19 protein-coding genes, 1 pseudogene and 1 CRISPR repeat array (1 of these 21 running past the window's edge) are annotated in these 24,125 nt (G+C 40.9%); of the genes and pseudogenes, 7 read left to right on the top strand and 13 right to left on the bottom strand.

Annotated elements, in window-relative coordinates; all coding sequences use genetic code 11:
• Positions 1-1,233: direct repeats of the CRISPR family, unit length 36 nt; unit sequence ATTGCAATTCATTAAAATCCCTATTAGGGATTGAAA; it reaches 105 nt to the left of the window's first position.
• Positions 1,234-1,380: 147 nt separating this feature from the next.
• The 3 genes from ACFE93_RS02450 to ACFE93_RS02440 all read left to right on the top strand — a co-directional run bounded on the left by ACFE93_RS02450 (position 1,381) and on the right by ACFE93_RS02440 (position 3,780).
• On the top strand, positions 1,381-2,127 hold the full coding sequence (locus ACFE93_RS02450; protein ID WP_375471860.1) for an SDR family oxidoreductase: 747 nt from the start codon (positions 1,381-1,383) through the stop codon (positions 2,125-2,127).
• A 6-nt stretch (positions 2,128-2,133) separates the two neighbouring features.
• Positions 2,134-3,072 (top strand): SMP-30/gluconolactonase/LRE family protein, encoded by a 939-nt coding sequence (locus ACFE93_RS02445; RefSeq protein ID WP_375471859.1) that lies wholly within the window; start codon positions 2,134-2,136, stop codon positions 3,070-3,072.
• Between the two features lie 141 nt (positions 3,073-3,213).
• Positions 3,214-3,780 carry an antibiotic biosynthesis monooxygenase gene (locus ACFE93_RS02440; protein WP_375471858.1) on the top strand — a complete coding sequence of 189 codons (567 nt, stop codon included), beginning with the start codon at positions 3,214-3,216 and terminating at the stop codon, positions 3,778-3,780.
• Positions 3,781-4,115: 335 nt separating this feature from the next.
• Here the strand turns inward: ACFE93_RS02440 and hetF are convergent, their stop codons facing one another.
• The 6 genes from hetF to ACFE93_RS02410 all read right to left on the bottom strand — a co-directional run bounded on the left by hetF (position 4,116) and on the right by ACFE93_RS02410 (position 15,165).
• Complete coding sequence (gene hetF / locus ACFE93_RS02435; RefSeq protein WP_375471857.1) at positions 4,116-6,659, bottom strand: cell division protein HetF; 2,544 nt, start codon at positions 6,657-6,659, stop codon at positions 4,116-4,118.
• Between the two features lie 1,923 nt (positions 6,660-8,582).
• Positions 8,583-9,335 (bottom strand): FHA domain-containing protein, encoded by a 753-nt coding sequence (locus ACFE93_RS02430; protein ID WP_375471856.1) that lies wholly within the window; start codon positions 9,333-9,335, stop codon positions 8,583-8,585.
• 695 nt (positions 9,336-10,030) lie between these two features.
• The gene (locus ACFE93_RS02425; protein ID WP_375471855.1) at positions 10,031-11,626 is read right to left on the bottom strand and encodes a pentapeptide repeat-containing protein; all 1,596 of its coding nucleotides are present in this window, start codon (positions 11,624-11,626) and stop codon (positions 10,031-10,033) included.
• A 471-nt stretch (positions 11,627-12,097) separates the two neighbouring features.
• Positions 12,098-12,928 carry a phytoene/squalene synthase family protein gene (locus ACFE93_RS02420; protein ID WP_292748868.1) on the bottom strand — a complete coding sequence of 277 codons (831 nt, stop codon included), beginning with the start codon at positions 12,926-12,928 and terminating at the stop codon, positions 12,098-12,100.
• 1,164 nt (positions 12,929-14,092) lie between these two features.
• Positions 14,093-14,536, bottom strand: coding sequence for an acyl-CoA thioesterase (locus ACFE93_RS02415; RefSeq protein ID WP_375471854.1), 444 nt, complete (start codon positions 14,534-14,536; stop codon positions 14,093-14,095).
• A 41-nt stretch (positions 14,537-14,577) separates the two neighbouring features.
• Positions 14,578-15,165, bottom strand: coding sequence for a TetR family transcriptional regulator C-terminal domain-containing protein (locus ACFE93_RS02410; RefSeq protein WP_375471853.1), 588 nt, complete (start codon positions 15,163-15,165; stop codon positions 14,578-14,580).
• 940 nt (positions 15,166-16,105) lie between these two features.
• On the opposite strand from ACFE93_RS02410, the gene ACFE93_RS02405 reads away from it, so the two are divergent.
• Positions 16,106-16,903 carry a sulfite exporter TauE/SafE family protein gene (locus ACFE93_RS02405; RefSeq protein ID WP_375471852.1) on the top strand — a complete coding sequence of 266 codons (798 nt, stop codon included), beginning with the start codon at positions 16,106-16,108 and terminating at the stop codon, positions 16,901-16,903.
• Between the two features lie 57 nt (positions 16,904-16,960).
• Here the strand turns inward: ACFE93_RS02405 and ACFE93_RS02400 are convergent, their stop codons facing one another.
• A complete protein-coding gene (locus ACFE93_RS02400) occupies positions 16,961-17,623 on the bottom strand; it encodes a cadmium resistance transporter (protein ID WP_375471851.1) in 663 nt (220 codons plus the stop codon).
• 129 nt (positions 17,624-17,752) lie between these two features.
• On the opposite strand from ACFE93_RS02400, the gene ACFE93_RS02395 reads away from it, so the two are divergent.
• Positions 17,753-18,463: a cadmium resistance transporter gene (locus tag ACFE93_RS02395; RefSeq protein WP_375471850.1), complete on the top strand. Its 711-nt coding sequence runs from the start codon at positions 17,753-17,755 to the stop codon at positions 18,461-18,463.
• A 169-nt stretch (positions 18,464-18,632) separates the two neighbouring features.
• Here ACFE93_RS02395 and ACFE93_RS02390 read toward each other — a convergent pair whose 3' ends face one another.
• The 3 genes from ACFE93_RS02390 to ACFE93_RS02380 all read right to left on the bottom strand — a co-directional run bounded on the left by ACFE93_RS02390 (position 18,633) and on the right by ACFE93_RS02380 (position 20,899).
• Positions 18,633-19,187, bottom strand: a complete 555-nt coding sequence (locus tag ACFE93_RS02390) for a hypothetical protein (protein ID WP_375471849.1) — start codon at positions 19,185-19,187, stop codon at positions 18,633-18,635.
• A gap of 248 nt (positions 19,188-19,435) precedes the next feature.
• On the bottom strand, positions 19,436-20,398 hold the full coding sequence (gene cysK, locus ACFE93_RS02385; protein WP_375471848.1) for a cysteine synthase A: 963 nt from the start codon (positions 20,396-20,398) through the stop codon (positions 19,436-19,438).
• An 18-nt stretch (positions 20,399-20,416) separates the two neighbouring features.
• On the bottom strand, positions 20,417-20,899 hold the full coding sequence (locus ACFE93_RS02380; protein ID WP_375471895.1) for an RrF2 family transcriptional regulator: 483 nt from the start codon (positions 20,897-20,899) through the stop codon (positions 20,417-20,419).
• 213 nt (positions 20,900-21,112) lie between these two features.
• On the opposite strand from ACFE93_RS02380, the gene cysE reads away from it, so the two are divergent.
• Together cysE and ACFE93_RS02370 are read left to right on the top strand one after the other, a co-directional pair.
• On the top strand, positions 21,113-21,841 hold the full coding sequence (gene cysE / locus ACFE93_RS02375; protein WP_375471847.1) for a serine O-acetyltransferase: 729 nt from the start codon (positions 21,113-21,115) through the stop codon (positions 21,839-21,841).
• Between the two features lie 208 nt (positions 21,842-22,049).
• Positions 22,050-22,640 (top strand): Crp/Fnr family transcriptional regulator, encoded by a 591-nt coding sequence (locus ACFE93_RS02370; RefSeq protein WP_375471846.1) that lies wholly within the window; start codon positions 22,050-22,052, stop codon positions 22,638-22,640.
• A gap of 6 nt (positions 22,641-22,646) precedes the next feature.
• Here ACFE93_RS02370 and ACFE93_RS02365 read toward each other — a convergent pair whose 3' ends face one another.
• The 3 genes and pseudogenes from ACFE93_RS02365 to ACFE93_RS02355 form a co-directional block, all read right to left on the bottom strand.
• Positions 22,647-22,985: an NIL domain-containing protein gene (locus ACFE93_RS02365; protein ID WP_375471845.1), complete on the bottom strand. Its 339-nt coding sequence runs from the start codon at positions 22,983-22,985 to the stop codon at positions 22,647-22,649.
• Between the two features lie 233 nt (positions 22,986-23,218).
• The gene (locus ACFE93_RS02360; protein ID WP_375471844.1) at positions 23,219-23,686 is read right to left on the bottom strand and encodes a VOC family protein; all 468 of its coding nucleotides are present in this window, start codon (positions 23,684-23,686) and stop codon (positions 23,219-23,221) included.
• An 8-nt stretch (positions 23,687-23,694) separates the two neighbouring features.
• Positions 23,695-24,125 (bottom strand): annotated as a pseudogene (locus ACFE93_RS02355) (hypothetical protein); the annotation flags it as partial.

Genomic DNA, 24,125 nt, shown 5'->3' with positions numbered 1-24,125 from the left:
AAACCACAATTGAGCATTTCTAAGGTTTTTGATACCATATTGCAATTCATTAAAATCCCTATTAGGGATTGAAACAGCAAGGAACCATCGTTTACGGTGTGGCCGGTAAAAATTGCAATTCATTAAAATCCCTATTAGGGATTGAAACAGCAGCGTGGGAGAGTGCGATCGCAGTCCTGAATCATTGCAATTCATTAAAATCCCTATTAGGGATTGAAACTTTAACCAATGACGCTGGACAGTCAATTAACGGTATTGCAATTCATTAAAATCCCTATTAGGGATTGAAACAAACCCTTACAGCGCAACGTTTTCAGTGCTCGGTAATTGCAATTCATTAAAATCCCTATTAGGGATTGAAACAAATAATATACCCGAAGGATCATCCGAGACTCCCATTGCAATTCATTAAAATCCCTATTAGGGATTGAAACGCCGCAACGACAGTTGTTGCCGTTCGCGGAACCCGAAATTGCAATTCATTAAAATCCCTATTAGGGATTGAAACCACTACTGAGCTACTGCGTTATGTTCCCTTATATTGCAATTCATTAAAATCCCTATTAGGGATTGAAACTACCCTCAAAATCGGGGCAAAAGTAAATATAGTAGAGGATTGCAATTCATTAAAATCCCTATTAGGGATTGAAACTAATTCTTTCTTCCACTCTTCTATGGTGGGAGCCTCCTCAAATTGCAATTCATTAAAATCCCTATTAGGGATTGAAACCAAACTTCCGACAAGTAGTAACACCAGGAAGGCTATTGCAATTCATTAAAATCCCTATTAGGGATTGAAACCAGTTCTTTTGCCTTCAGAATCAATAATCTCCAAATTGCAATTCATTAAAATCCCTATTAGGGATTGAAACGCAATGCAAACCAGGCAGAGATAGCAGCCTGCCAGATTGCAATTCATTAAAATCCCTATTAGGGATTGAAACGTGGAATTATTGACCCATTACCCGCAGTAACATCATTGCAATTCATTAAAATCCCTATTAGGGATTGAAACCACCCAAATCACGCGAAGAAACGCCATACACACCAATTGCAATTCATTAAAATCCCTATTAGGGATTGAAACAGCCCAATTCCTAGACCCATTCCTAAAGAATGCTGATTGCAATTCATTAAAATCCCTATTAGGGATTGAAATTTAATTAACCTCGCTTTAACCTTTTCATTATCTTCATATTGCAATTTTTCAAAATCTGTATGTATTAGGTATTGAAACTGATATTCTCGGAGTTTTCAAACTACTTCATACTTAGTATTTATTGTCAATACATAAAACGTAAAATATATTCCTAAAATAAATTTGCTTAATTTACAACATCTCAGTACAGTAAGCTTAAAAGCGGTTTGAAGGTCATAAAAATGACGACTCAAAAAAGGATTGCTGTAGTTACAGGAAGTAACCGAGGGCTAGGATATGCAATTTCCCGTCAATTATCTCAAATTGGCAACCGCGTAATTCTGACGAGTCGTAATGAAACAGATGGTCTTGCTGCCAAGCAGCAGTTGTCTAGTGAAGGGCTTGATGTTGACTATCACAAGCTGGATGTTACCAATGATGGAAGCGTGCAGCAGTTTACCGAGTGGTTGCGTGAAACTTACGGCAAAGCAGATATTCTGGTCAATAATGCAGGTGTAAATCCCACAACAAAGCCTGAAGAGTCCAGCTTACTGACCGTCCAACTGGAAACGATGCGATCTACCTTTGAAACTAATGTTTTAGCCGTACTCAGAATATCTCAAGCATTAATTCCGTTAATGAAGGTGCAAAACTACGGTCGCATTGTCAATATCTCAACGGAAATGGCATCTTTAGTGTCAGTTCCGGGTGACTACTACCCTTTAGCACCTTCCTACCGACTTTCAAAGGTGGGAGTAAATGGACTAACAGCAATTCTGGGGAAAGAACTTCAAGATACTAATATTCTGGTAAATGCCTATTCTCCAGGTTGGATGAAGACCGATATGGGAGGAGATGATGCTCCGTTCACGGCAGAAGAAGGAGCGCAAACAGCTGTTTATTTAGCAACACTTCCTGATGGAGGAGCGCAAGGACTATTTTTTGCAGAGATGCGAAAGTTTGGTGGCCCCATTCAATTACAGTGGTAGGTTAAGATGGGAAATTCCGCGGGTTTACCGCCTATTTATTTAGATACGACCATTGAATTAGCACCTGCTAAAGTGATTGCCTCTTTCCCAGTCAATACCTTTTTGGAAAATCTAGCGATGCCTGCGGCGGGCTACGCCTACGCACCAGATGGCACAATATTTGTAACTAATCACGAAGTTGGCAAGATTGTTCGCATTAATCCAGATGGCAATCAGCAAGTTCATGCGACTGTTGAAGGTAAAGTGAGTGGTCTTGCTTTTGCTGCCAACGGGGATTTAGTGGCAACAGGCTGGAATGCTGATTCTATACCAGTGATTTCTTTAGTTGCCAATGATGGGACAGTGGAAACCTTGCTGAAACTGCCAGATGCAATATTTCTCAATGGCATCACTCCTCTTTCTGACACTCAGTATTTAACAGCAGATTCTTATCGGGGTGCAATTTGGCTGATTGATATCGCTCAACCTCGTGCCTCAATTTGGCTTGAACATCCAATGCTTGCTCGTAGCAATTCGGAAAATATCATTCCGGCTGCAAATGGTTTGAAGCGTTTTGGTGATTTCCTTTACGTTTCAAATACGGAAAAAATGTTGCTGTTGCGGATTCCCGTTGATACCGCAGCTCGACCAGGTGAGCCGGAAATTTTTGTAGAGCAAACTAATATTGATGACTTTGCCTTCGACGTGGAAGGCAATCTTTATGGAGCAACGCACATATACAACAGTGTGGTGCGAATTGCAAGCGATCGCAGTAGTACTATTATTGCTCAAGCCGAGTCAGGTGTAATTGGTAGCACAGCCGTGGCTTTTGGTCAAACTCAGAGCGATTGCACTGCAATTTATGTTGTGACTAATGGTGGAATGTTTTTACCTCCACCCACTGGTGTCGTTCCTGCTAATGTTGTTCAGCTTGAAGTTGGAAAAACTGGGTATCCCTTGGCTTGAGCGTGACTGAATTTTAGATTTTAAATTTGGGATTTTTAATTGAAAATCCCAAATTTAAAAAGGTTTCACAACAAGCAAATTTCCACTTGCTCTGCAATTGATAAACTACGTGAAAAAATCTAAAATTGATTGGCATAAATAATGGAGATAGAACAAAACGATCAATTTGTAACCGTGGTCATTACACAACTTGTCAAACCAGGATGCGAAACTGCTTACGAAGCTTGGTTGAAAGAGATTACCAGGGTTTCCAGAACTTACGTGGGTCACATGGGAACAAATGTGATTTGTCCCCAACTTGGGGTGCGAAATGAATATGTGATTATCTTCCGATTTGACAGTTATGAAAATTTAGAGGTGTGGATGACATCGCGCGATCGCGAATATTTGCTCAATCAAGGTAAGCATTTAGTTGAATCCGATCCTTATGTTCAAAAAATTAGTGGATTAGAAGCTTGGTTTTCTCTTCCCGGTCAACCATTAAAAACTCCACCGCGCTATAAAACAGCCTTGCTAACTTGGGGAGCTGTATATGTATTGATTAATTTGTTGAATACGTTCTTAGTACCCTTAATTCGTGGTTTACCACCCTTGTTTATTTCGTTGATTATAACGATTACTATGGTTTTGCTGTTAACCTATATTGTCATGCCTAGAGTTAGCCGTTTGTTTAGCTTTTGGCTATATCCTAAATCACGAAAAATTTAGCAATTAAAATTACTTTAACTAATCTACTTTTGCCATTTTATATTGCCTCCTTTTCTAGGTCAAAAACAATTAGCTGAACTTGGTAGCGTTGGATTAATCAGCGTGACAGTTCTAAGCTCGACTTTATCTAAAATTAAGAACTTGGTTCTCATTATAGAGCAAAAACCCTAGCTTTTTAGCAACAACTTTTTCTATATCAGTCCTAAATCATTTGTGAAATATTTTTGGAGTTGGCTATCATTAGTCATTAGTCTTCAATAGACTTCTTGCTTGAATCAACAGAGCGATCGCACTTAACATTTACTAATTAAAAGCGATCGCTCCACCACAATATATTACTGTTCTTCACCTTTTTCTTGAAGGAGCGATCGCCAATCTGCGATCGCCTTCTCCGTCCACAGCCAATTTTTAGCTAATTTATCTACCTGAAAATTTTCTGGATCGGACTTGAGAACCGTTTGCCGCAACTTCATCGCTTCATTCAGATACTGTGTTTGCTTACCACTAGATTGACTAAGTGCAGATTTATACAATCCCAGAGCTAAACCAGCATAAGAAGTTAAAGCATCTGGAGGAACTGCTGTATTTCTGGATGTTGAATTTGTGTTCTGTTCTTTGAGAGCTAAATTCAAAGCCTTGAACCAAGAATCATTGGCTCGATTCAGATTGCCTTCTGTGTAGTAGGCAAATCCCAAAGCGTTATTATACAAAAGCGATTCGGGTTTAGCTTTGGCAGCAGTTTCCCAATAACGACGGGCATCATCGACGCTATAGTTATTGTCTCCAGTTTGGATAGACTGCCACGCCAATCGTCCCTTATAAAAATTCACAGATGGATCGTCAGCTTGTTTACTGGGAATTAGTTTTAAGGAAGTTTCAGCCGCAGCCAGTGCGCCCCGATTGAGTAGTTCTTCTACAGCCAATAACCCACCTTGCAAGTCACCCTGGCTCAATTTTTCTGTAGCAGTCGTAGTGACAATTCCAGTCGCTTCTATTTCTAAATCGATATTCGGCTGCTTTTGAATTGGTCGAGAATCAGGTAGAGACTGAGTAGGAATTTCTGGTATTTTAGGCAGTGCTTGGGGTCGATTTTGCCACCACCAATTTAAACCGATCGCAGCCGCTAATGCACTGATCCCCACAACACCCACAATCGGCCACAGCTTACGGCGACGGGTACGATTTCTTGGTGGGGGTGGTTGCGATGCCTGCGGGGGGCTATGCCTACGCGAAAAATTAGAATTTTGCCAATTTTCTTCAAGGTTCCCAGGAGTTGCAGGTGGCGGTGGTGGAACTTCTCCCCACAAATCTGCTGACTCTTCTGAGGAAGTCATTTCCTCTGAAATCTGGCTTTGGTGAAGACTACTTTCGCTAATTTGTCGATCCGGTTCAGTTGCAGCTTTTTGGTTATCTAGCTGACGAAACAAATCCGAAACTATCGCAGAATCTTCTTCATAGCTGGGGTCATCATACTCAATTTCATCAACCAGATCGCCCCAAGTATCTTCTCCCAGCCAGTCTAACCCAGAATCACGCGTCAAACCAGAAGGAATCATGTCTTCCATTCCTAAAGGTATCTCGCTATCATCAGGTATACCAGGGTACATCGTGGAAGTTACTCCTAAAGGCGAACTATACTGATTCAGCGACTCCGTATTTGCAAATGCCTCAGTTTCCTGATTTAAAAAACCGTCAAATTCTGGCTGGAGATATAAAATCGGTAATGCCCAGTACATCTGATGAGAACCATAAGCAGAAATTAATCCTTGGCGCACCCGACTTACACACAAATCTACTGGATATCCCTGACTTAAGTTGCGGTAAAACAATTGTGTGAGCGTCAACGCCACTTCATCAGGAATCCGTTCTGACATCGCCAAAACGCTTCTAATTCCGCGCTTCACCAGACTTTCTGCTAAGTTTCGTTCGCCAGTATCTCCAGAGGGATTGGACGCTGCTATGTACGCGCCCAAGCAGGAATTAAACACTGCCATTTGGATATTATTGTTGACGAGCAAACCTGCCAAATCGTCCCCAGTCAAGATTTCTGTTAAGCCAGTTCTGCGACTAACAAGATAAATTTCTCCGCCATTTGCGCCTAAATTACTGTGACCAGAGTAGTGGAGAACGTGGTATCTACCTTGTTCTAAGGCTTGCGTCAGTTCTTCCCGTCCTGGTTGGTCTAATACAGTGAGTTCAATTTCGGGGAAACGATTGCGACTTTCACCAGATCGTGACGTTTGACGGTGAAGTTCCGCTTGCAGTTTAATTGCTTCTTGTTTCTGTAAGTCAAGACGGACTTGATCTGAGGGAGAAGCAATTACCATCAAGACTTTGACACCACCTTGTTCTAGTGGTGTGGGCATATTTTGCGTAGGCGTAGCCCCCCGCAGGGATCGCAAAGGAGAAGCCCCCGAAATCCCACTTTGGAAGCGAGAAAAAGCCACATAAGGCCCAGTAGCCAGAGGGCGATCGCCTGCGTGCATTACTTCCCAAGGCAAACGAGCTAATCTAGTGTCTTTTAACCCTAAGCGTAACCGTAGTACTTGTTGATGGTTCTGGGCAATACCTTGGGCAGTAATCCAACTATCTCTGAGAGTGCCTTGAAATAGGGCATTATAAAATTGTTGACCCAATGCCACTAAATTCACAGAGTTTCTGGCGATATCGCTTTCATGCCCGCCAGAGGTAAATGGATCTCCTTGCAACACCGAATTCAACGGGTCATTCATCAAATGTCCAGCAGCCATCAACCAATCAGCTATAGGCCAAGTCACCAATTCTTCTGCCAATGGTACCCCAGGCGCGACTTGTTCCGTCCGCACCAAGTAGTCATTTTGCCCTACTGGGGTTACGGAAATATGGAATTCCTGGGTCACAACTTCTCCTGTCCGCCTCCTAAATCTGGTTTGAAACGCGAAAGTTTCAAGTCGATTTTTCGCTTCCTCTGATAATTTAGATGCATCGCGCCCCTAAATGTTTCTGATTCGGTGTCGTTTTGGTTTTTCTGCCTTTACAACTTTATCCGGATCGGATTACTTGGGTCTAGAACACTTAATTGGTAGATGCACCTTGATCTTCAACTCCCCTAGTTGGCTAACACCCACTGGGGGTTTTTTTATTTTTGGCAAACAACAGCAACTTCTGACGCAGATATTCTCTACCAGAAAATAGTGCTTAATCCTAGAATACTTGATTAATAGATGGATGTCCCTCGATCTTTAACTCCCTTAATTCAGTTAATATCCACTTTTGTTTTTTTTGACACACGACAACAATCAATTTTTTAATAAATTTATCCGGAGCATGGTGGTTAAACCTAGAACATTTAAGTGGTAGATGCACCCTGATAACTAGCTCCCCTGGTTGGCTAACGCCCACTGGGGGGTTTTTTTATGAAAATTGAGTGCTATTGATTAACTCTGACACACCCATTATGTCAAGCAGCGCACCGAGCGTTTAATTGGTAGGTTTGTCCTGATAACTAACCCCTCTGAGGTTTTTCTTCGCTCGACAAACAGTAACAACTTCAACCTCTGCTAATTTATCCGGTAGCGACCCATTTATTTTAGAAAAGATTATTGGTAGATGCACCCTGATAACTCACTCCCCTGGTTGGTTAACACCCACTGGGGGTTTTTTCTACTTGCGTCACCGATAACGAATGCGTCTGGTATAGAAATGTTGGCGAGTCTTTCACTGTCTAAGACGCTATGCGTGGCTTGCTTCTTTATCGGGGTACGAGCTTCACAGCCCATCCTAGACATTGCCTCTGATTTAGTTCTTTTTTCCCGGAAGATACTAGTTGCCCCTAGAAAAGATTATTGGTAGATGCACCCTGATAACTCACTCTCCTAGTAGGTTAACACCCACTGGGGGTTTTTTTATTTAAGAAAAATAACTGACCCTGATAACTCACTCCCCTGATAGGTTAACACCCACTGGGAGTTTTTTCTACTAGTTGCATTACCAATAGCGATCGCAAATGCGTTTTGCAGAAAAATCTTAGCGACTTTTTCCTCTTAGAGATGATACGCGTAGCTTGCTTCTCCATAGAGGTACGAACGTCACAGCCCATTGTAGATATCGCCTCTGATTTAGTTCATTTTTCCCGGAAGATGCTGGCTGCCCCTAGAAAAGATTATTGGTAGATGCACCCTGATAACTCACTCTCCTAGTAGGTTAACACCCACTGGGGGTTTTTTTATTTAAAAAATAACTGACCTTTGTCCAAATTTATCCGGAGTACGGTCTTCAACCTGAGAACATTTAATTGGTAGATGCACCCTGATAACTAACTCCCCTGGTTGGCTAACGCTCGCTGGGGGTTTTTTTGGCGTAGACGCGTAGCGGTGAGCCACATAACTGGAGTACATCACTACCTTTATTACTACTACTGGTAGACCTTGAGTATCCTCCTGTTGCCAGGATAGAGCATAACTTGCTCACTCAATCGCTGAATCGCTTTCTTTTTATTTTGAGCTAGAGATGCCACTCCAAAATGATTGCTATGATATTTAATCAAATTCTTAATTTTTTTTATATATTTTGACGAGTTCCCTATTCCTTGTTCCTTTTTAACTTTCACTATTTGTCTGCTTGTCTGTCTCAGCAAACCTTATACCAATTTGAAAAAAGAATGCGACAGATACATACTCCCAAACCTTTGCTCTGTCTGGCTTTATTCATTTTGACTTTTGAATGCGTGAATTTTGAATTGGTATTACTTTCTTACTCAGCACAGACTCACAGACTAAATGTCAAGCTATTGTTAACAGCACTGCTGAAGCAATTGAAAACTTCTAGAAATTCCAATTTTTTAGCTGGCTGGTATTAGACGCTATTTGTGTGGTAAACAGGCGGTCTAAAATTTCTGATTTCTGCTCTGAACTGAAGTTGTCATAAAAATTTTCAACCTTCTCAACTATTCCGAAATTTCTGAAAGCCTCTAAATTAGAATCTGATTTTTCAGTTAGAGATTTTTGTCTATTCTGGGAATAAGTAAGCATATCTACTGTATTATTCCTTCGATGCACAAGCTGCATCAATAAATCCATTGCAACAGTTGGCAGAACACGGTAGGCAGAATTCACAAAAAAATCAAAAGTCATATTTCCTAGACGGATGCGATCGCCATCTTTAAGCTTGATCGGCCTAAGAGCGCGATTACCATTCACAAACGAGCCATTGGTACTGTTAAAATCAATTAAGTAAAACCCTTGCTCGTCAATATGCTGAATAGCAGCATGGCGACGAGACAAATGACTGTCAGCAATGTAAATACCACTGTTGCGATTACGACCTATCGTCCAGATTTGTTGTGGCTGTCGTAAACTCTGAGTCTGATTGTCGCTCAAGTTAGTCATCAGATAAACAGCAGTATCATCCACTACACCATGTACGTAACCCGCCTTGACTCTCCTCAACGACGGTTGAGATAGGTTTTCTAGCTGAAGAATTTCATCTAGAAGGCTGCTGTGATGTTCATACAACTTGAGGAATACTTGATATAAAGTTAATCGGCGTTCTATTTCCGTTTGTGCAAAGTCAGTCATTATACGTAAACCTTATACTACCTGATTTCGGTTGTGATATATTTCTCCAGCCTACAATCAGGGATAATTGATTTTTTGCTTTTTGCTGCCATCTGAAAAATTTAGTGGTTTAGAATCATTCTATTTTAAAAATTTTAGGTGTGAGATTCCTTTTTGTTTATAACCATAAAAAAGCATGAAAATATTTTTAGAAAATTATTATGCTTTATTGTTTATTGTAAATAATCATTTGTTATTTGTAACAGATAGAAATTATAAAGATTTCATGAAGAATTGACAAATATCTACGTATTTTTACTAGATAGTTGGAGATTTATTAATATTCATGATAGTGATAGCTATCGCTCAACCTAAACATTATATATATTTGGTCAATTCTGAATATATCTAAGTTTTTATCGAAAAGAATCAGGGATAATTTCCCAGATGTGAGAAAAGTTCAGCCTTGTGATTCTGATAAAATAAGCGTTTTAAAATTGTTAATAAAAATGGAGAGCTTAAAAGCAGGGAGTTGAGGCTATTCTGCTAATCTAAAATAATTGATTTCAATAAAAAGGGTTCATCCGTCAGGATAATCTAGAATCTAATATTAGGAGAATATTCGGATAGAAGTACAGCGACAAGAGAGGCTATTCCCGACGAATTGGGAAACCCCATCTCTCTATATATAGGCTGGGGTAGTTCACACTTTAAAATCACAACAAGCCTCGTTTCCCATTGGGACGCACGGTCATCCAATTTGTTTTTGCTAGTGCTAGCTGCTCATCAGAAATTTTGGCACTGGTGAGATTAGCACCACACAGATTGGCTCCTCGGAGGTTAGCATTACTGAGATAAGCATTGCTAAGGTCTGCACCTCGCAGGTCTGCTCCTTCTAAATCAGCGTGGTTAAAATATGCTTTGCTCAAATTAGCATCCTTAAGATTTGCTCGAGTGAGACTGGCTCTGCCAAAGTCACTATTGTGAAGATTAGCTCCCTGAAGATTGGTTTTTTGCAATTGAGCAGAATGGAAATTTGTTTGAGATAAATCAGCACCTTGCAGATTCAGCAAATTTAAATCGTGTAAGGCAAAATCTCGTCTTCCCTTCAGATAAGCTGTTAATAAACCTTGGGTATCTAACTTCCGCCCAACTTTAGAATTTTGAACTTGTGAACCATTGCTGTTGCTAGTGAAAGTCGTCGATTTGGCCATCCCAGAACCCTGGTGTGATCCCGCGGCTTCCGCTACCTTGGCTCGTCTAGCACGAATCGCTGCCGCTACCTGTGCCACTCCAGTGCTGGTAGCAGCAGGATTATTACATAAAACAGCAGAATTTTCCAGGTAATTATGTGTTCGCTCTTTAGATCCATTATCAGATTTAATCAGCAAACCCTTTGATAAACTATCTAAATATGGTTCTATTTCCAATGCTCTAAGAACTTCTGCTGCTGACTGATAACGATTACGTACAGACACCTCTAACATTTTTCGCAACACATTGCCCAAGTGATCGCTCACTTGCACAAGCTGCTCCCACATCATTTCGCCAGTGTTGGGATTGTAATCTAAATCTTTAGGAGTTTTGCTAGTCAGTAAATAAATGCATGTTACCCCTAATGCATAAATATCACTGGCGTAGACTGGACGCATAGCCATTTGCTCTGGAGGTGCAAAACCAGGAGTACCAATAGCATACGCAGTTAATGCTGTCTGTCCTGATGGACTTGTCGCACTTTGGCTAATTTGGTTTTTGACAGCACCAAAGTCGATGAGTACCATTCTGGCATCTTGGGTGCGGCGGATTAAGTTGGCTGGCTTGATATCACGGTGAATCACCTTTTGCTCATGGATGTATTGCAACAGTGGCAAAATCTCGCTCAAAAATTGCTTGACTCCAGTTTCGCTCAAGATGCCGTTAAGTTTAACCTCCTCTTGCAAGGTATCACCACTGATATATTCTTGAACTAAGTAGAATTGTTCGCAATCTTCAAAATAGTCTAACAATCTTGGTACTTGGGGATGATTGCCAATCTTACCTAGAGTTTTGGCTTCTCGTTCAAAAAGTTCTCTGGCCATCTGCAAAACGTGTGGGGCGCTTCCTGATGGGCGTAATTGTTTGATTACGCAACTCGGTTCTCCTGGTAAGCCTTGATCGTTGGCTAGGAAGGTCGCTCCAAAGCCACCCTGACCTAATGGTTTGATCGCCTGATAGCGATCGCGCAACAGTAGTTGCGAGCCACAAGACTGACACCTTTGGCTATATACCAAATTTTCTGGATTGGAACAGGTAGGATTTAAGCAGTAGCTCATGCACTCTCAACTCGCTGCACGAATAATCACGGGGAGTGTTATACTCCCTTTCAATTATTTAGACATTAATCAACTCTTGCCAGGTAATTTTTGCTGGAAATCCTTTGAAGAGTTCCTAAAGTTTAACTGAAATTACGTAAAGCGATCGCTAAACAAGATTATTTATTATACTTAAATTGGCAAATAGTGTTTATCCTACTTTATACCAATTTGTAATTCCTAATGACGCTCTCTTAAGGCTTGTGACGTGCATCGTGCTGCTATCCCATTGAAAAAGTCAGTTTTAATCTGGGTTTTTGCATGAGAGAATTAGTATTTAAAGGTATTGGAGGGCAGTGCCCAACGCCAGTTACTATACTTGGGGAGACTCCCAAGACCGCACTGGCTCCCCTACAGAAAATCGCTGTAGGATTTTGGATGCCCAAATTTGGAGGCAATTTAGAATCATCTCCATTAGTTGTTAACAGAGTATTAGCTGGCTTTCATGTTCACACTAATCAGCTGTTCGATAAGTGCAAAAACATCACTGCGGCTGAGTTTCTCTTTACCATTAGCAAGGGCGTCAAGAGTGCCGTTTGCTAAGGTGAAGGGGATTTGACAAAAATCTAAGGCTGGCCCGGTAGGAAGGTCTTTGATATAAGCTTCTGCCAGGGCTAGATTGCGCCGGGCATACTCTTGCATATTTTCTGCACTCCAACCTTCTGGGAAGAATTCTACCCCACGCCCCAAATCTTCAGTATGGTTACGCAGGATATTAACTGCTTGTAAACCTCGACCAAAACCAATTGCCTGGGTACGGTTCGTTTGTGTTCCATCATACCAAGTCCACAAGTCAGAAAGTAACAGTCCCACTGCACCTGCAACTCCAAAGGTATAACGATCCAAATCAGATTCTGTGTAAATTTTCCAGTTTTTTTCTGCCCAGTAAGCCATTCGGTCTGCCATTGCAGCAGTGGCATCCCAAATTCGAGGTGCAATGGTGTCTGGTGCTAGCAGTGACCATTCTCTAATCCTCAAAGTGACTTCTTCTAATGAATTCTCATACCCACTAAATCCTGCAAAGAAAGCATCTACCGCAAAGCCATCAACTCCTGCCTGTAATGTCAGGCTAATCGTTCTTAGCAGCTTTGCTTTAGTAGCGTTATCTAGTTCGGGATGATCTTCTATTTCATCAATGGCACGCATACACAAATATGCTGATGCTACTGCTTCTTGTAATCCTGGCGGTAAAACACTAATTGGGATATAAAAAGTTCGGCTAGTTTCTTTGAGGATTTGCAATGCATCTCTACGTAAATTCATGTTTTCACTCCCCACTTGATTTTGGCACCACATGAAGTTTGCAGTTTTTTGATGATACTGGATATAGTTTTGACTAAACCTTAAAAACTATAGACTATAAGATACGCTAGTATTTCATCTAAAAATTGATAGTTTTTGGTGTTGCAATTAACAAAACTCTCAAATTTATCAAAGTTTAGTCTAGTATAGAGGTTTTTGGGTGCAAAAGTGTTTGAAGTGTCGTTTGATATAGCTTTCATAGAATTTTAGTATATATATAAAGAATTATGGTAATATTTGGTTGGATATGACGAAATTTTTCCATAAGCAAACATCCATTTTAGAGATTTGAAAGAGCTTGAAGTCTGCGTTAATCTGACTAACAAAGTGTAATTATTGTATATATAAAGACAATTCAGGAAAAGCTGACAATGGATAATAGCAGTTGTACATACCTTTGGATGGGTACAGTGGTTTACCGAAGAGTTAGGGTTCAGTTAAATTGGACGACATATAAGGCTGCAATGCCTGAGTTGGACTATACCTAATTGATTGGAGTCAGAACCGCCTTGCTATTTAAAGTGAGATAAAGTGACCAAAACTCAAAACAAGAAGTTCCCGTATATTTACGAGATTGACAATAAAAAAGTTGGCTGTTTGCCCACTCAACACTATATTTGTGAATATTTGACCTCTTATATCATGTCCGCTTGATTGCTTATTAAACCCGAATAACCCCAAAGAGCTTAAGCTACACTTCGTCTCCCCTCCTTGCTTGTCTAGGCTACACACACAAGTCTTAAAAACCTAAACTTGATGAGGTTTTGCTCGTTTCCATACAATCCTGCTGATGCTGTCCCAACGTTGCCTGAGATAAACCTAAACTTGATGAGGTTTTGCTCGTTTCCATACTCTACATGGGAATGAGAGGAATAGTAAATCGAGCTTTTTTCGACTTGTGTACATGCTAGCCCCGCTTACAGAGAGGGGATTTAAGGAGAACCATCAAGAAATTAGTAAGTTTTTAGAAACCTCTCCCAATCTGCTTTTACCAAGGGGAGGTGCCGCAGGTAGTGGAGTTCTTTCGCGTATTCATGAAGAATCGGTATTATAGTCCAGATTATATTGACAAACAAACCGAACAGCCTGTAAAAACTCAAAAAAACATTGAAGTATTCCTAATTATTAAATTTTCCGAATCCCTTGTTGATACTGTAAATATTTTTTCTGTAATTCCTCTGGAATGGGAATAAGACGATTATTTTGCAGACTGACAAAACCACCCTTCTGGCTAGCCACTGCTGCTAACTCATTGTTAGATAAAATTTCAGCTTGCACAGTCAACTTTAAGCGTCCTAAACTACTCAGCCATAAACGTCCAATTACCCGATCGATAATCTTTATCGGACGTTTATATTCAATTTCAGTTCCAGCTAGAATCGGTGTATATCCTAGCTCAATTTGTTGATTGAGTTGCCAATGTTCATCTAAAAACTTTAGACGTAAATCCTCTAGCCATCTGATATACACGATATTACTCACAATTCCCATAAAATCAATGTCGTATGTTTTTACAGGAATTGCTAATACTACTTCTAATGGTCTGTGTAAGTTGTTATTTACTAGCATTATTTCTCTTAATATTTTTTAATACTGCTCGGTCTGTTCAATTAAAGAGAAGTTTCCAAGTATTGAATCAGGTGATTAATTACCCTATGTATATGAATTGAATCTCCATAAAGCTTGCTGATCATTATGCCTCCTTCCAGTGTTGCGATGATGATAGTAGCGATTTCATCAGCACTCACTTCCGGGCGAATTTCACCCTTTTCAATTCCTTTTTCAATAATTCGACAAATTAGATGCAGCCAAGAGTTCATTGCTTGTTGAGCACGTTCTCGCAACGCCGGATGAGCATCATCACTTTCCACAGCAGTATTGAGCAGTGGACACCCTCCCTTAATCGGTGGATTTTCTACGAAGCTACTAAACACCCCAATGATTGTTTGCAAACGTTCTACTGCATGGTGTTTGCTTCGTAATGCAAATCTAGTATGCTGCTTAATGCGAGCGATCGCAAAATCAAAAGCCTGTAGTGCGAGATCGTCTTTGCTTTGGAAGTGATTGTAAATTCCTCCTTTCTGCAATCCAGTTACACGCATAATGTCTGACATCGATGAACCTGCATACCCCTGTTGATTAAACAGTTCGGCTGCTTGCTGAAGAATTCTGGTTTTTGTTTCTTCGCCTTTGGACATTACAGCGATTTTGATAGTAGGAAGTTTATTGAATTGAAAATTGTTGTAAATAAAATATTACCGACCGAATGGTTTGATGAATTTATCATGATAGTTCTTGCAAGTCAAGCTTTTTTCAATACTGAGTAAAAAACTAGGCATTGGCTATTCCTTAAACTCTTTGCCATTTGCGATCGCGCCTAATTGTCAGGGTGCTAGATAGCACAATAGCCATAGTTTGAGCACGATCCAAACCATGCAGTGGTGTCAATTCCGTCCAGCCAATGCAGACTTCACCTGGTCATAAACGCCGTTTGATGCTACCCCTACTATAAGTAATTAGGAATTTCAACAGCAATGTTGGCGATTTGACCTTTGTCAAACAGGATTTTGACTGGATTGCAAAAACAAAATTTGGAATTATCCTTATGCTTATTAACTTGTAGGTAAATTTTTGAGCAACCAGTCTGTAGTGAGTTTGACGGACTGCGGTGTATTATCCAGATAATTGAGCGATATACAACGCGAATACGCTGGACGTTTGATCGTGTTTACGAGTAAAATACGGTAAGTGCATCGTCTTACGAGATTTTATATGTAAAACCGCAGAAAAACCTAGTTAGAAGTTGAGTTTAGCAGAGCAACTGACCAATAAGCAGTTATCAAAGTCTGTGTTGAGCTAAATGCCAGTTGTCATGCTTACAAAAACTTCCACACAGGTTTTAAGTTGTCCAGGAATCCTTAAAAAAGACAATAACTTGTCATAACTAGCCCTGTCTAGCACTGGGCTATAGTTTGGCTGAGTTGCTGCTCTCTAGCTGCTCGTAGTTAAGTCAGTGAAAAGTTATCAAGGCTTCGTTTGGGATTTAATCAACCCCCACTGACGCCGCTCACTTATAGAAGTGAGAGACTCAACAGGACTCTGATAACTGATAACTAATTGTTGAAACCCCCGAAAAGTATGCACTATTTATTACTACCGTTCTTAAGCTTTTTTGTTGGTATCATCGTTGGTTTGACGGGAATTGGTGGAGCCTCTCTCATCACCCCAATGTTGATTTTTATTTTTCAGGTTCCGCCTTCTATCGCTGTGAGTTCTGATGTTGTGGCCGCCACCTTGATGAAAATTGTTGGTAGCGTCAAACATTGGGAACAGAAAACCCTTGACACAGAAGTTGTCAAATGGCTGGCATTTGGGAGTATTCCAGGCTCATTATTCGGAGTGGGGATTTTGCACTTCATTAAACATACAGGTGAGTATAGCCTGGATAATATCTTGCTCCGTTTGCTTGGCGGGATGATTTTGCTAGTCACAGTGTTAGCACTAGCGCAATTGTTGTTATTGACTTTTTTCCCCAAATTTAATTTACCCGAGCTGCCAAAGTTAGACTTAGAAACTAACTCTGGTCGATTTATGACAATTACTTTGGGAGCAATTTTAGGCTGTTTGGTTGGTCTAACTAGCGTGTCATCAGGTTCAATGTTTGCCCTAGTGCTGATTGGTTTTTTCCGCCTTGATGCTCGGAAGTTAGTGGGTACAGATATTTCACATGCAGCGATTTTATTGCTATTTACAGCCCTTGGTCATCTGAGCTTGGGAACAGTTGATTGGAGTTTGGTACTCCCTATATGGCTAGGCTCTGTGCCTGGGGTGTTACTAGGTGCTAAAATCTGCCAGGTAGCTCCCCAGCGTCCACTACGGTTTATTATTTATACCATTTTGATGATGGTAAGTTGGAAATTAGTTCATCAGGTGTAACCAATTTGAGATTTACAATTGCAAATCCAGCATTCAACATCCAACATCCAATATTGATTAACTTCTTACCCAAGGTAGTAGAGTAAATGTACCTCGTTCGTACATAATCAACAGACCCAAGCCAATTAACACAAAAGGTACAACAGCGTTACCGTAGCGACTTAAAATATCAGCAATAGTAGGTTGACGGCTTAAAAAATAAGCGATCGCACACCAAACCCCTACCATGATAAAAAATATACCTAGAATTACCCCCAAACTGGCAAGATTGTGACCTGCGAACAAAGGGATATATATACTAATATTGTCACCACCATTAGCGATCGTTACTGCTGCCACTTTATAGGTTTGGGGATGCAAAACACTCAAAATAAAAGACAATACTGGGTTAGTAGGTGTAGACTGTCTAAAATCACTACTGACTGTCTGAACTGTTATAGTTTCTTCTTTTCTAGATACTAATTGCTGAATACCAATAGCAATTGGTAACAATCCTAGCAATCCTATCCATTCTCGCTGTACAACCAATCCCCCAAAAAATCCTGGTAAGCTAGCGATGATAATGGCTGTAAAACCCAGATATTGACCAAGTAAGATATGCCGCCGCCGAAAGTTAACATCTACCTGTGAAAAAAAGATTAACAAGATAATGATGTCATCTATGTTAGTGGCGATGAAGGCAATTATCCCTTCACTGAAGGCTGTCCCTAGCTTACTCATGCTGGATTTTTAGAACTTACGATTTACAACCATACCAAATTAACCTTTCAAGTAATTGAACTACATCACTCCCCACTCCGCATTTCCCATCTCAGTCGTAGTCTAAATACCTGAAAACTGCTGTCAAATATGAACGAGTTAGTTACTGCAATTACTACAGGGGCAATTGCATTCATTGCCACTAACATTGATGATATTGTCATTTTATTATTATTTTTTTCTCAAATAAATACTAACTTTCGCCCTCGGCATATAGTTGCTGGTCAGTTTCTCGGTTTTACAGTTCTGTTAATTCTTAGTCTTCCTGGTTTGTTTGGGGGATTAGTTTTATCAAAAAGCTGGATTGGATTACTTGGTTTACTCCCAATGTCCATAGGTATCAGTAGCTTAGTGAATCGGGAAGAAGATTCATCAAAAGAAATTATAGCTGGAACAGAAGAAGCTGAAGTATCAACAATTCCTAGCTTTTTTTCTACCCAAACTTATAGTGTAGCTGCTGTTACCATTGCCAATGGGAGTGATAATATTAGTGTTTATATACCTTTATTTGCTAGCTGCAACTTAGAGACTTTTTTGGTAATTATCGGATTATTTTTTCTATTATTAGGAGTTTGGTGCTACGTTGCATATAAATTAATTAGCAACAGAGTCATAGCTGAAGTATTTACTCACTACGTTAATAATCTTGTGCCTTTTGTTCTTATCGGATTAGGCGCTTTTATTGTATTAAAAAGTGAAGCTTTAAGTCCAATCAAGCTAGCTGCTAGTGGTGTCTGTTTAATTATTTTGGTGAAAAACAATGAAAGTGGCGATGAAATTGGCGAAAACTCTAGTAAATGAATGTAACTAGTACGACGGACGTGGCGGAAATTTCCGAAAGTATTGATGTTTGAAAAAACTTCTGTTTCTGTATCAGCTAACGGCTGTGCGTACACAGTAGAATAGCAGGAGAGTGTGCCGAAGCAATCGCAATATTCCAAAAGAATAGAAGATTAGGCGATCGCTATTGTTAATCAGATGCTCCAGCGTGTATTAATAAACATTGTCTTTGTTCTTGATTAACTATCAAAAATGTAAATCCCCAGATAATAAAATCCCACAGTTCGTCATCGATATCAAAGGCTGGATTATATTGAAAAACTCTCGCATTCTGGTAATCAATACACTCATTGACATTCCGCCAAAAACTTGTAATCAGATTGCGCTTTTTGGATTTTTCAACGTTTTTGAATCCGTCAGATGGGTTGATGCGTGCAATAAAAGTATTAATTCTGGTAGTCACTACTGTGGAAGCATGATAACACTCACACATGGTAGCCAGTTCTGGCTTTGCTCCTGGATAAGCCAATTGGATTAATCTTTGCATTTCTAAATCTGGCGTTGCTTCTTGAGAAGTTTTTTGAATGGCTAGTTTGTCCAATGTTTGAGGTTCTAAATCACCATCCTCAAGCTTTATTCCCTTCGCACTGAACCAGATAACATAGTTGCCACCTTGTAGGCAACAACTCATAGCTTCCATGTATCCATTTAACCTACCCAGTTCTGGTGTATTCTGTATTATCATACTGTTATTGGTTTTGAACGGCTCGAACTTCTTTGTGCCTCCAGTCCAGTATAGTTGCCTTCTTGTATTAAGGAATCAGGATTAAATAACTCCCCAAACTGTAAAGAAGGGCGGATTTGACTATCTAATTAACAGTTGCGCGACTATATCGAGGAAACCCGCCCCTATCTAATCCTGGAACTTATTTAATTCACGATTCTAAATTGCCTCATTAAGAGTCTTATCCTGAGAATTCTTACCATGAAGAATCAAACTTTACTTAACCACTCATTTTCTTCTGGGTCTTTGAATAGTGAGGTGCTGAGGTAGCGTTCGCCGAAGCTAGGCTGTATCATAACGATGAGGCGACCTGCATTTTCTGGACGTTGTGCAACTTGAATAGCAACGTATAAAGCAGCACCAGTAGAAATCCCTGATAGCAATCCTTCTTCTTTTGCGAGGCGACGGCTGTAAGCGATCGCTTGTTCATCCGCTACCTGAATCACTTCATCTACCAGTTCTGAACGGTAAATTGCTGGAACAAATCCCGCGCCGATACCCTGAATTTTATGAGGCCCTGATTTACCACCTGTTAATACCGGACTGTTGCTTGGTTCAACTGCGATCGCTTGAAAACTCGGCTTCCGTTTTTTAATAACTTCTGCAACTCCCGTAATCGTCCCACCAGTACCCACTCCCGCCACAAGAATATCTACCTCTCCATCGGTATCATTCCAAATTTCTTCGGCTGTGGTTTCGGCGTGAACTTTCGGGTTAGCAGGGTTGCGAAACTGCTGCAACATATAAGCATTGGGGGTTTGAGTTACAAGCTGCTCTGCATGAGCGATCGCTCCTCGCATCCCTTCTACCCCTGGCGTTAACTCTAGTTGAGCGCCATAAGCTTTGAGCATGGATCGTCTTTCGTGGCTCATTGTGTCAGGCATCGTTAGAATGAGATGGTAGCCCTTGGCAGCTGCCACCATCGCTAGCGCAATTCCTGTATTTCCAGAAGTTGGCTCTACTAAAACAGTTTTTCCAGGGTGAATCAAGCCTGCTTCTTCTGCCGCTTCCACCATACTCGCGCCAATCCGGTCTTTCACAGAAGATGCTGGATTCATGCTTTCTAGCTTCACCACAATCCGAGCAACCGCTCCTGAAGCTTGGGGAATCTTGTTTAATTGAACTAAAGGAGTTCGGCCGATTAACTCTGTGATATCTTTTGCTATCCGCATGTGGGTACTCCGTCGTGTCTAAATATAATACATTGGACTCTGTTGAGCGCGAGTTTCTCTTTCCTCGCACAAGTCTTGGAGTGTATAACGACCCAAAACTTCAATTGAGGCAGCGTTAGCTTGCTCCCAAACTTCATAAACCAGAGTCTTTTCTAGAGTCGGAGAGTTAGAGGTATCTTTCTCTTTCCGTTCGCCTTCGACCAAAGTGACAATTTCAAGTATTGTAATCTGCCAAGGTTCACGAGCTAAAACGAAACCTCCTTTAGAGCCGCGTTGACTCTGCACCACACCAGCACGCCGGAGGTTGGTCAAAATTTGTTCCAGATAGCGTTCAGGTATGGGTTGCTTGGCAACGATCTCGCTCATGGTTAAAGGAAGTTTTTTCCCGTGGTGGCTTGCCAGTTCTAAGAGTGCTAGCAGCGCGTATTCCACTTTGGAAGACAGATCCAAGAGAGCGTAGTTTTGGCTATTCAAGACTGTACTCAATATACTACGGTGAATTGACGGACTTATCGCAGTTTATGCGAAATTAATTTTTTTCAACTGTGGAATGTGATAGCATCCCACTTATTATCCACAAAACCACTATAATCTATCGACTTACCGTAGATTGTAAAATGACACAATTCCTATAAAGGACTCGATCTTTTTCTGGGAATTATCCTGAGTTTCTGTTTTCAGAGCCTCACTTACCAACAAAAATCTCAACAGAGTATGCTACTAACTGATTTGCAAACCATTTTTGAGCGTGACCCAGCAGCCCGTAACTGGCTAGAAGTATTATTTTGTTACCCTGGACTTCATGCCCTAGTGTTTCATCGATTGGCACACTGGCTGTATAAAATTGGAATTCCTTTCATACCAAGATTTATTTCTCATCTTAGTAGGTTTTTAACCGGAATTGAAATCCATCCTGGGGCATTAATTGGCCAGGGAGTGTTTATTGACCACGGAATGGGAGTTGTAATTGGTGAGACTGCGATCGTGGGCGACTATGCCCTAATTTATCAAGGCGTCACCCTTGGCGGGACAGGGAAAGAAAGTGGCAAACGCCATCCAACTTTAGGCTCTCATGTAGTTGTGGGAACGGGTGCGAAGGTTTTGGGAAATATTCAAATTGGCGATCGCGTCCGTATTGGAGCCGGTTCTGTGGTGCTAAGAGATGTGCCCAGTAACACTACTGTAGTTGGGATTCCAGGGCGTGTGACTCGTCAGAACAACTTACCTACCAATGTTCTGGATCATGATAAATTCCGTGACGTAGAAGCTGAAGTAATCCGCGCTTTATTTGAACGCGTCAAGTCTCTAGAGAAACAGTTCGAGCAGTTGTCAGATCAATCAAGTTCGTCTCCAACTGAGCTTGGCGACGAATTAACCGACAACCCTAAGAGCAAAAACTCTGATGGGATAATTGAAGATTTTCTTGATGGTGCGGGAATTTAATTTAGCGAATGGGGCATTGGGCATTGAGAAGAGACAAGGTAGACAAGGAAAAGGAGGAGATAAGGGAGAGACTTGTTCAATAATTCACCCTTGTCCCCCTTGTCTCCCTTGTCTCCCCTGCTCCGCTCTTTAAAATAGCCATAGGTTCTTAGAACCTGATATAAATATAATACTACGGTTCATTTATCGGAGAATAGTTTTATATAATATGGTGTCTTTGTACACAAGCTTCTCTAGTTCAAACAGTAACAATACTAAGCAACTTTTTGCCCGTAGGTCATTTCTACCAGAGCATTATAACGACCTTTGGAAGATTGAAACGGGTTTTGTGAGAACTTTTAGCTATCTGGAAGATGGTACAACTGTTGCTTTAGGATTGTGGGGCCCTGGAGATGTCGTTGGTAAGAGTTTGTCAAAATTAGAACCTTATCAGATGGAATGCCTAACTAAAGTGGAGGCAACAGTTTTACCTCTAAAGGAGTGGACTGAACTAACAGAAACTCTACTTGCCCATATCCAACAGGCTCAAGAATTGACGATCATTCGTAGCCATAAAAAAGTCGATACTATGCTTATCAAGCTATTGGCATGGTTATCCAAAAAGTTTGGTTTGGAAGTTGAGAAGGGACGTTTAATAGATATGCGTCTGACTCATGAAGACCTGGCGGAGATGCTCGGTTCAACTCGTGTGACTATCACTCGTATTCTTGGGCAGTTTGAGCAAGAGGGCTTGATTGATCGTCTTTCTCTACATCGAATTGTGTTGCGAGAAGAAGAAATTTGGTATTATGAAATTTAAATTATTTCAGTAAAACCAACTATCGCCGTCAGCATTCGGCTTGCCCACAATTCTAATATTCAAGGATTCTAGGTAAGCTAAACCGCTAGAAATTTGTGGCACTGTTCCCCGCAGGTCAATGTCAAAGCATCCTTCTGCATCTGCATTTGGTTGTAGCATAGCGTTGGTAATATTAACTACTAAGCCATAAGTAGAAACTAACTGCGAAATCACGGGTGCTTGCAGATAGCATTTGGGAATATGTATCCGCAGACGAATCTGAGTAACTTGGCTTTTTTCGTAAACTGAAGAAACCAGTGATAATCTGTTTTGGGAATTGGTTTTTTGGTTATTTAGTGTTGTCATTGGATAGTGATGATTTTATTAATTAGCGATCGCTATAAACGCTAAACAAATCCAACCATATCGGTAGTCAACCCCTTCTCTGCGAGACGCTACGCGAAGGGGGAATTTAAAATTCACGCATTCACGCATTCAAACATTTTTAATCCTCATAAATAAATTTAGGAGCCACTGCGGTCTTAGGGTTTCCCCAAGTAGAGCAAGTGGCGTGGGCTTGTATCATGAGTGTTCTTCGGTCAGAGTTTTAAACATTGTTTTTGATTTTTGTTGTCGGAGAGTGACAAAAGCGAGATTAACTCTAAATCATGTCCATCAGGGTCTTTAAACTTGAAGGCACGGACACCACCAGATGCTTCATTATCAGGTGGTATTGTCTGCGGCGCAACTGAAATGGGTTCAATGGGAAATGAACGCACTTGTGCATAAGCGCGATCCATGTCGCTCACCACAATTGCCAGATGTTGAAACCACAGGTCATTGCTTTGCGAATCGCTGGGGATGGGTTTTCTCTCAACATTGAGATACTCCATTAACTCGATGAGTTCATCTCTTAATCGCAAGGTGACAATGCGAATTTTTGCCCCAGTTACACCTTCTAGGTCGCTGTAATCCTGTCCTTCAACAATGATGTTAGAAACGAGTTCAAAAGCAAGTGCTTGCGTATAGAAATCAACAGAGCGATCGCAGTTTATTACCTCTGTCACGGATGCGTTTACCGTGGGTTCTCTGTGGGTACTGATTGCCAAGCAAGGGGATGTTTCCAGTGTGATGTGAAATTAAGTTGAACTGCTTGGTTAAAGTCCTCCAAAGCTGCTGAAAAAGGTTTCTCTTTTAGCTTTGCTGCACCTTGATTGTTCAACTGTTTAGGGCATTGTGGATTCCATACATATTTTTGACAAGTTTGGTGGGCAATTTCTACATCACTGCCATTTTCAAGATTTTGAAAGACGGGATGATAATGTAACCTGTTGCAGCAAACTTGCAACCATTCTTGCCACCCACAGTTCCACAAGCGCACTGTTCCATCAAGACTACCACTGGCAATCAGTTTACCATCAGGGCTAAAAGCTGCGGAATTTACCCAATACTCATGCCCGCGCCAAGGTTGAGCGATCAAGTTGCCCTGAATATCCCACAAGCGGA

The organism is uncultured Nostoc sp. (genome assembly GCF_964247315.1).
Classification (GTDB): domain Bacteria; phylum Cyanobacteriota; class Cyanobacteriia; order Cyanobacteriales; family Nostocaceae; genus Nostoc.
Note: the sequence above shows the minus strand (reverse complement) of the source record. Positions and strands in the feature narration are given on the sequence as shown.

Coding starts and splice junctions, on each gene's coding strand:
- ACFE93_RS02450 (WP_375471860.1), top strand. CDS start 1,381: ATGACGACTCAAAAAAGGATTGCTGTAGTTACAGGAAGTAACCGAGGG.
- ACFE93_RS02445 (WP_375471859.1), top strand. CDS start 2,134: ATGGGAAATTCCGCGGGTTTACCGCCTATTTATTTAGATACGACCATT.
- ACFE93_RS02440 (WP_375471858.1), top strand. CDS start 3,214: ATGGAGATAGAACAAAACGATCAATTTGTAACCGTGGTCATTACACAA.
- ACFE93_RS02430 (WP_375471856.1), bottom strand. CDS start 9,335: ATGACTGACTTTGCACAAACGGAAATAGAACGCCGATTAACTTTATAT.
- ACFE93_RS02425 (WP_375471855.1), bottom strand. CDS start 11,626: ATGAGCTACTGCTTAAATCCTACCTGTTCCAATCCAGAAAATTTGGTA.
- ACFE93_RS02420 (WP_292748868.1), bottom strand. CDS start 12,928: ATGAATTTACGTAGAGATGCATTGCAAATCCTCAAAGAAACTAGCCGA.
- ACFE93_RS02415 (WP_375471854.1), bottom strand. CDS start 14,536: ATGCTAGTAAATAACAACTTACACAGACCATTAGAAGTAGTATTAGCA.
- ACFE93_RS02410 (WP_375471853.1), bottom strand. CDS start 15,165: ATGTCCAAAGGCGAAGAAACAAAAACCAGAATTCTTCAGCAAGCAGCC.
- ACFE93_RS02405 (WP_375471852.1), top strand. CDS start 16,106: ATGCACTATTTATTACTACCGTTCTTAAGCTTTTTTGTTGGTATCATC.
- ACFE93_RS02400 (WP_375471851.1), bottom strand. CDS start 17,623: ATGAGTAAGCTAGGGACAGCCTTCAGTGAAGGGATAATTGCCTTCATC.
- ACFE93_RS02395 (WP_375471850.1), top strand. CDS start 17,753: ATGAACGAGTTAGTTACTGCAATTACTACAGGGGCAATTGCATTCATT.
- ACFE93_RS02390 (WP_375471849.1), bottom strand. CDS start 19,187: ATGATAATACAGAATACACCAGAACTGGGTAGGTTAAATGGATACATG.
- cysK (WP_375471848.1), bottom strand. CDS start 20,398: ATGCGGATAGCAAAAGATATCACAGAGTTAATCGGCCGAACTCCTTTA.
- cysE (WP_375471847.1), top strand. CDS start 21,113: ATGCTACTAACTGATTTGCAAACCATTTTTGAGCGTGACCCAGCAGCC.
- ACFE93_RS02370 (WP_375471846.1), top strand. CDS start 22,050: ATGGTGTCTTTGTACACAAGCTTCTCTAGTTCAAACAGTAACAATACT.
- ACFE93_RS02365 (WP_375471845.1), bottom strand. CDS start 22,985: ATGACAACACTAAATAACCAAAAAACCAATTCCCAAAACAGATTATCA.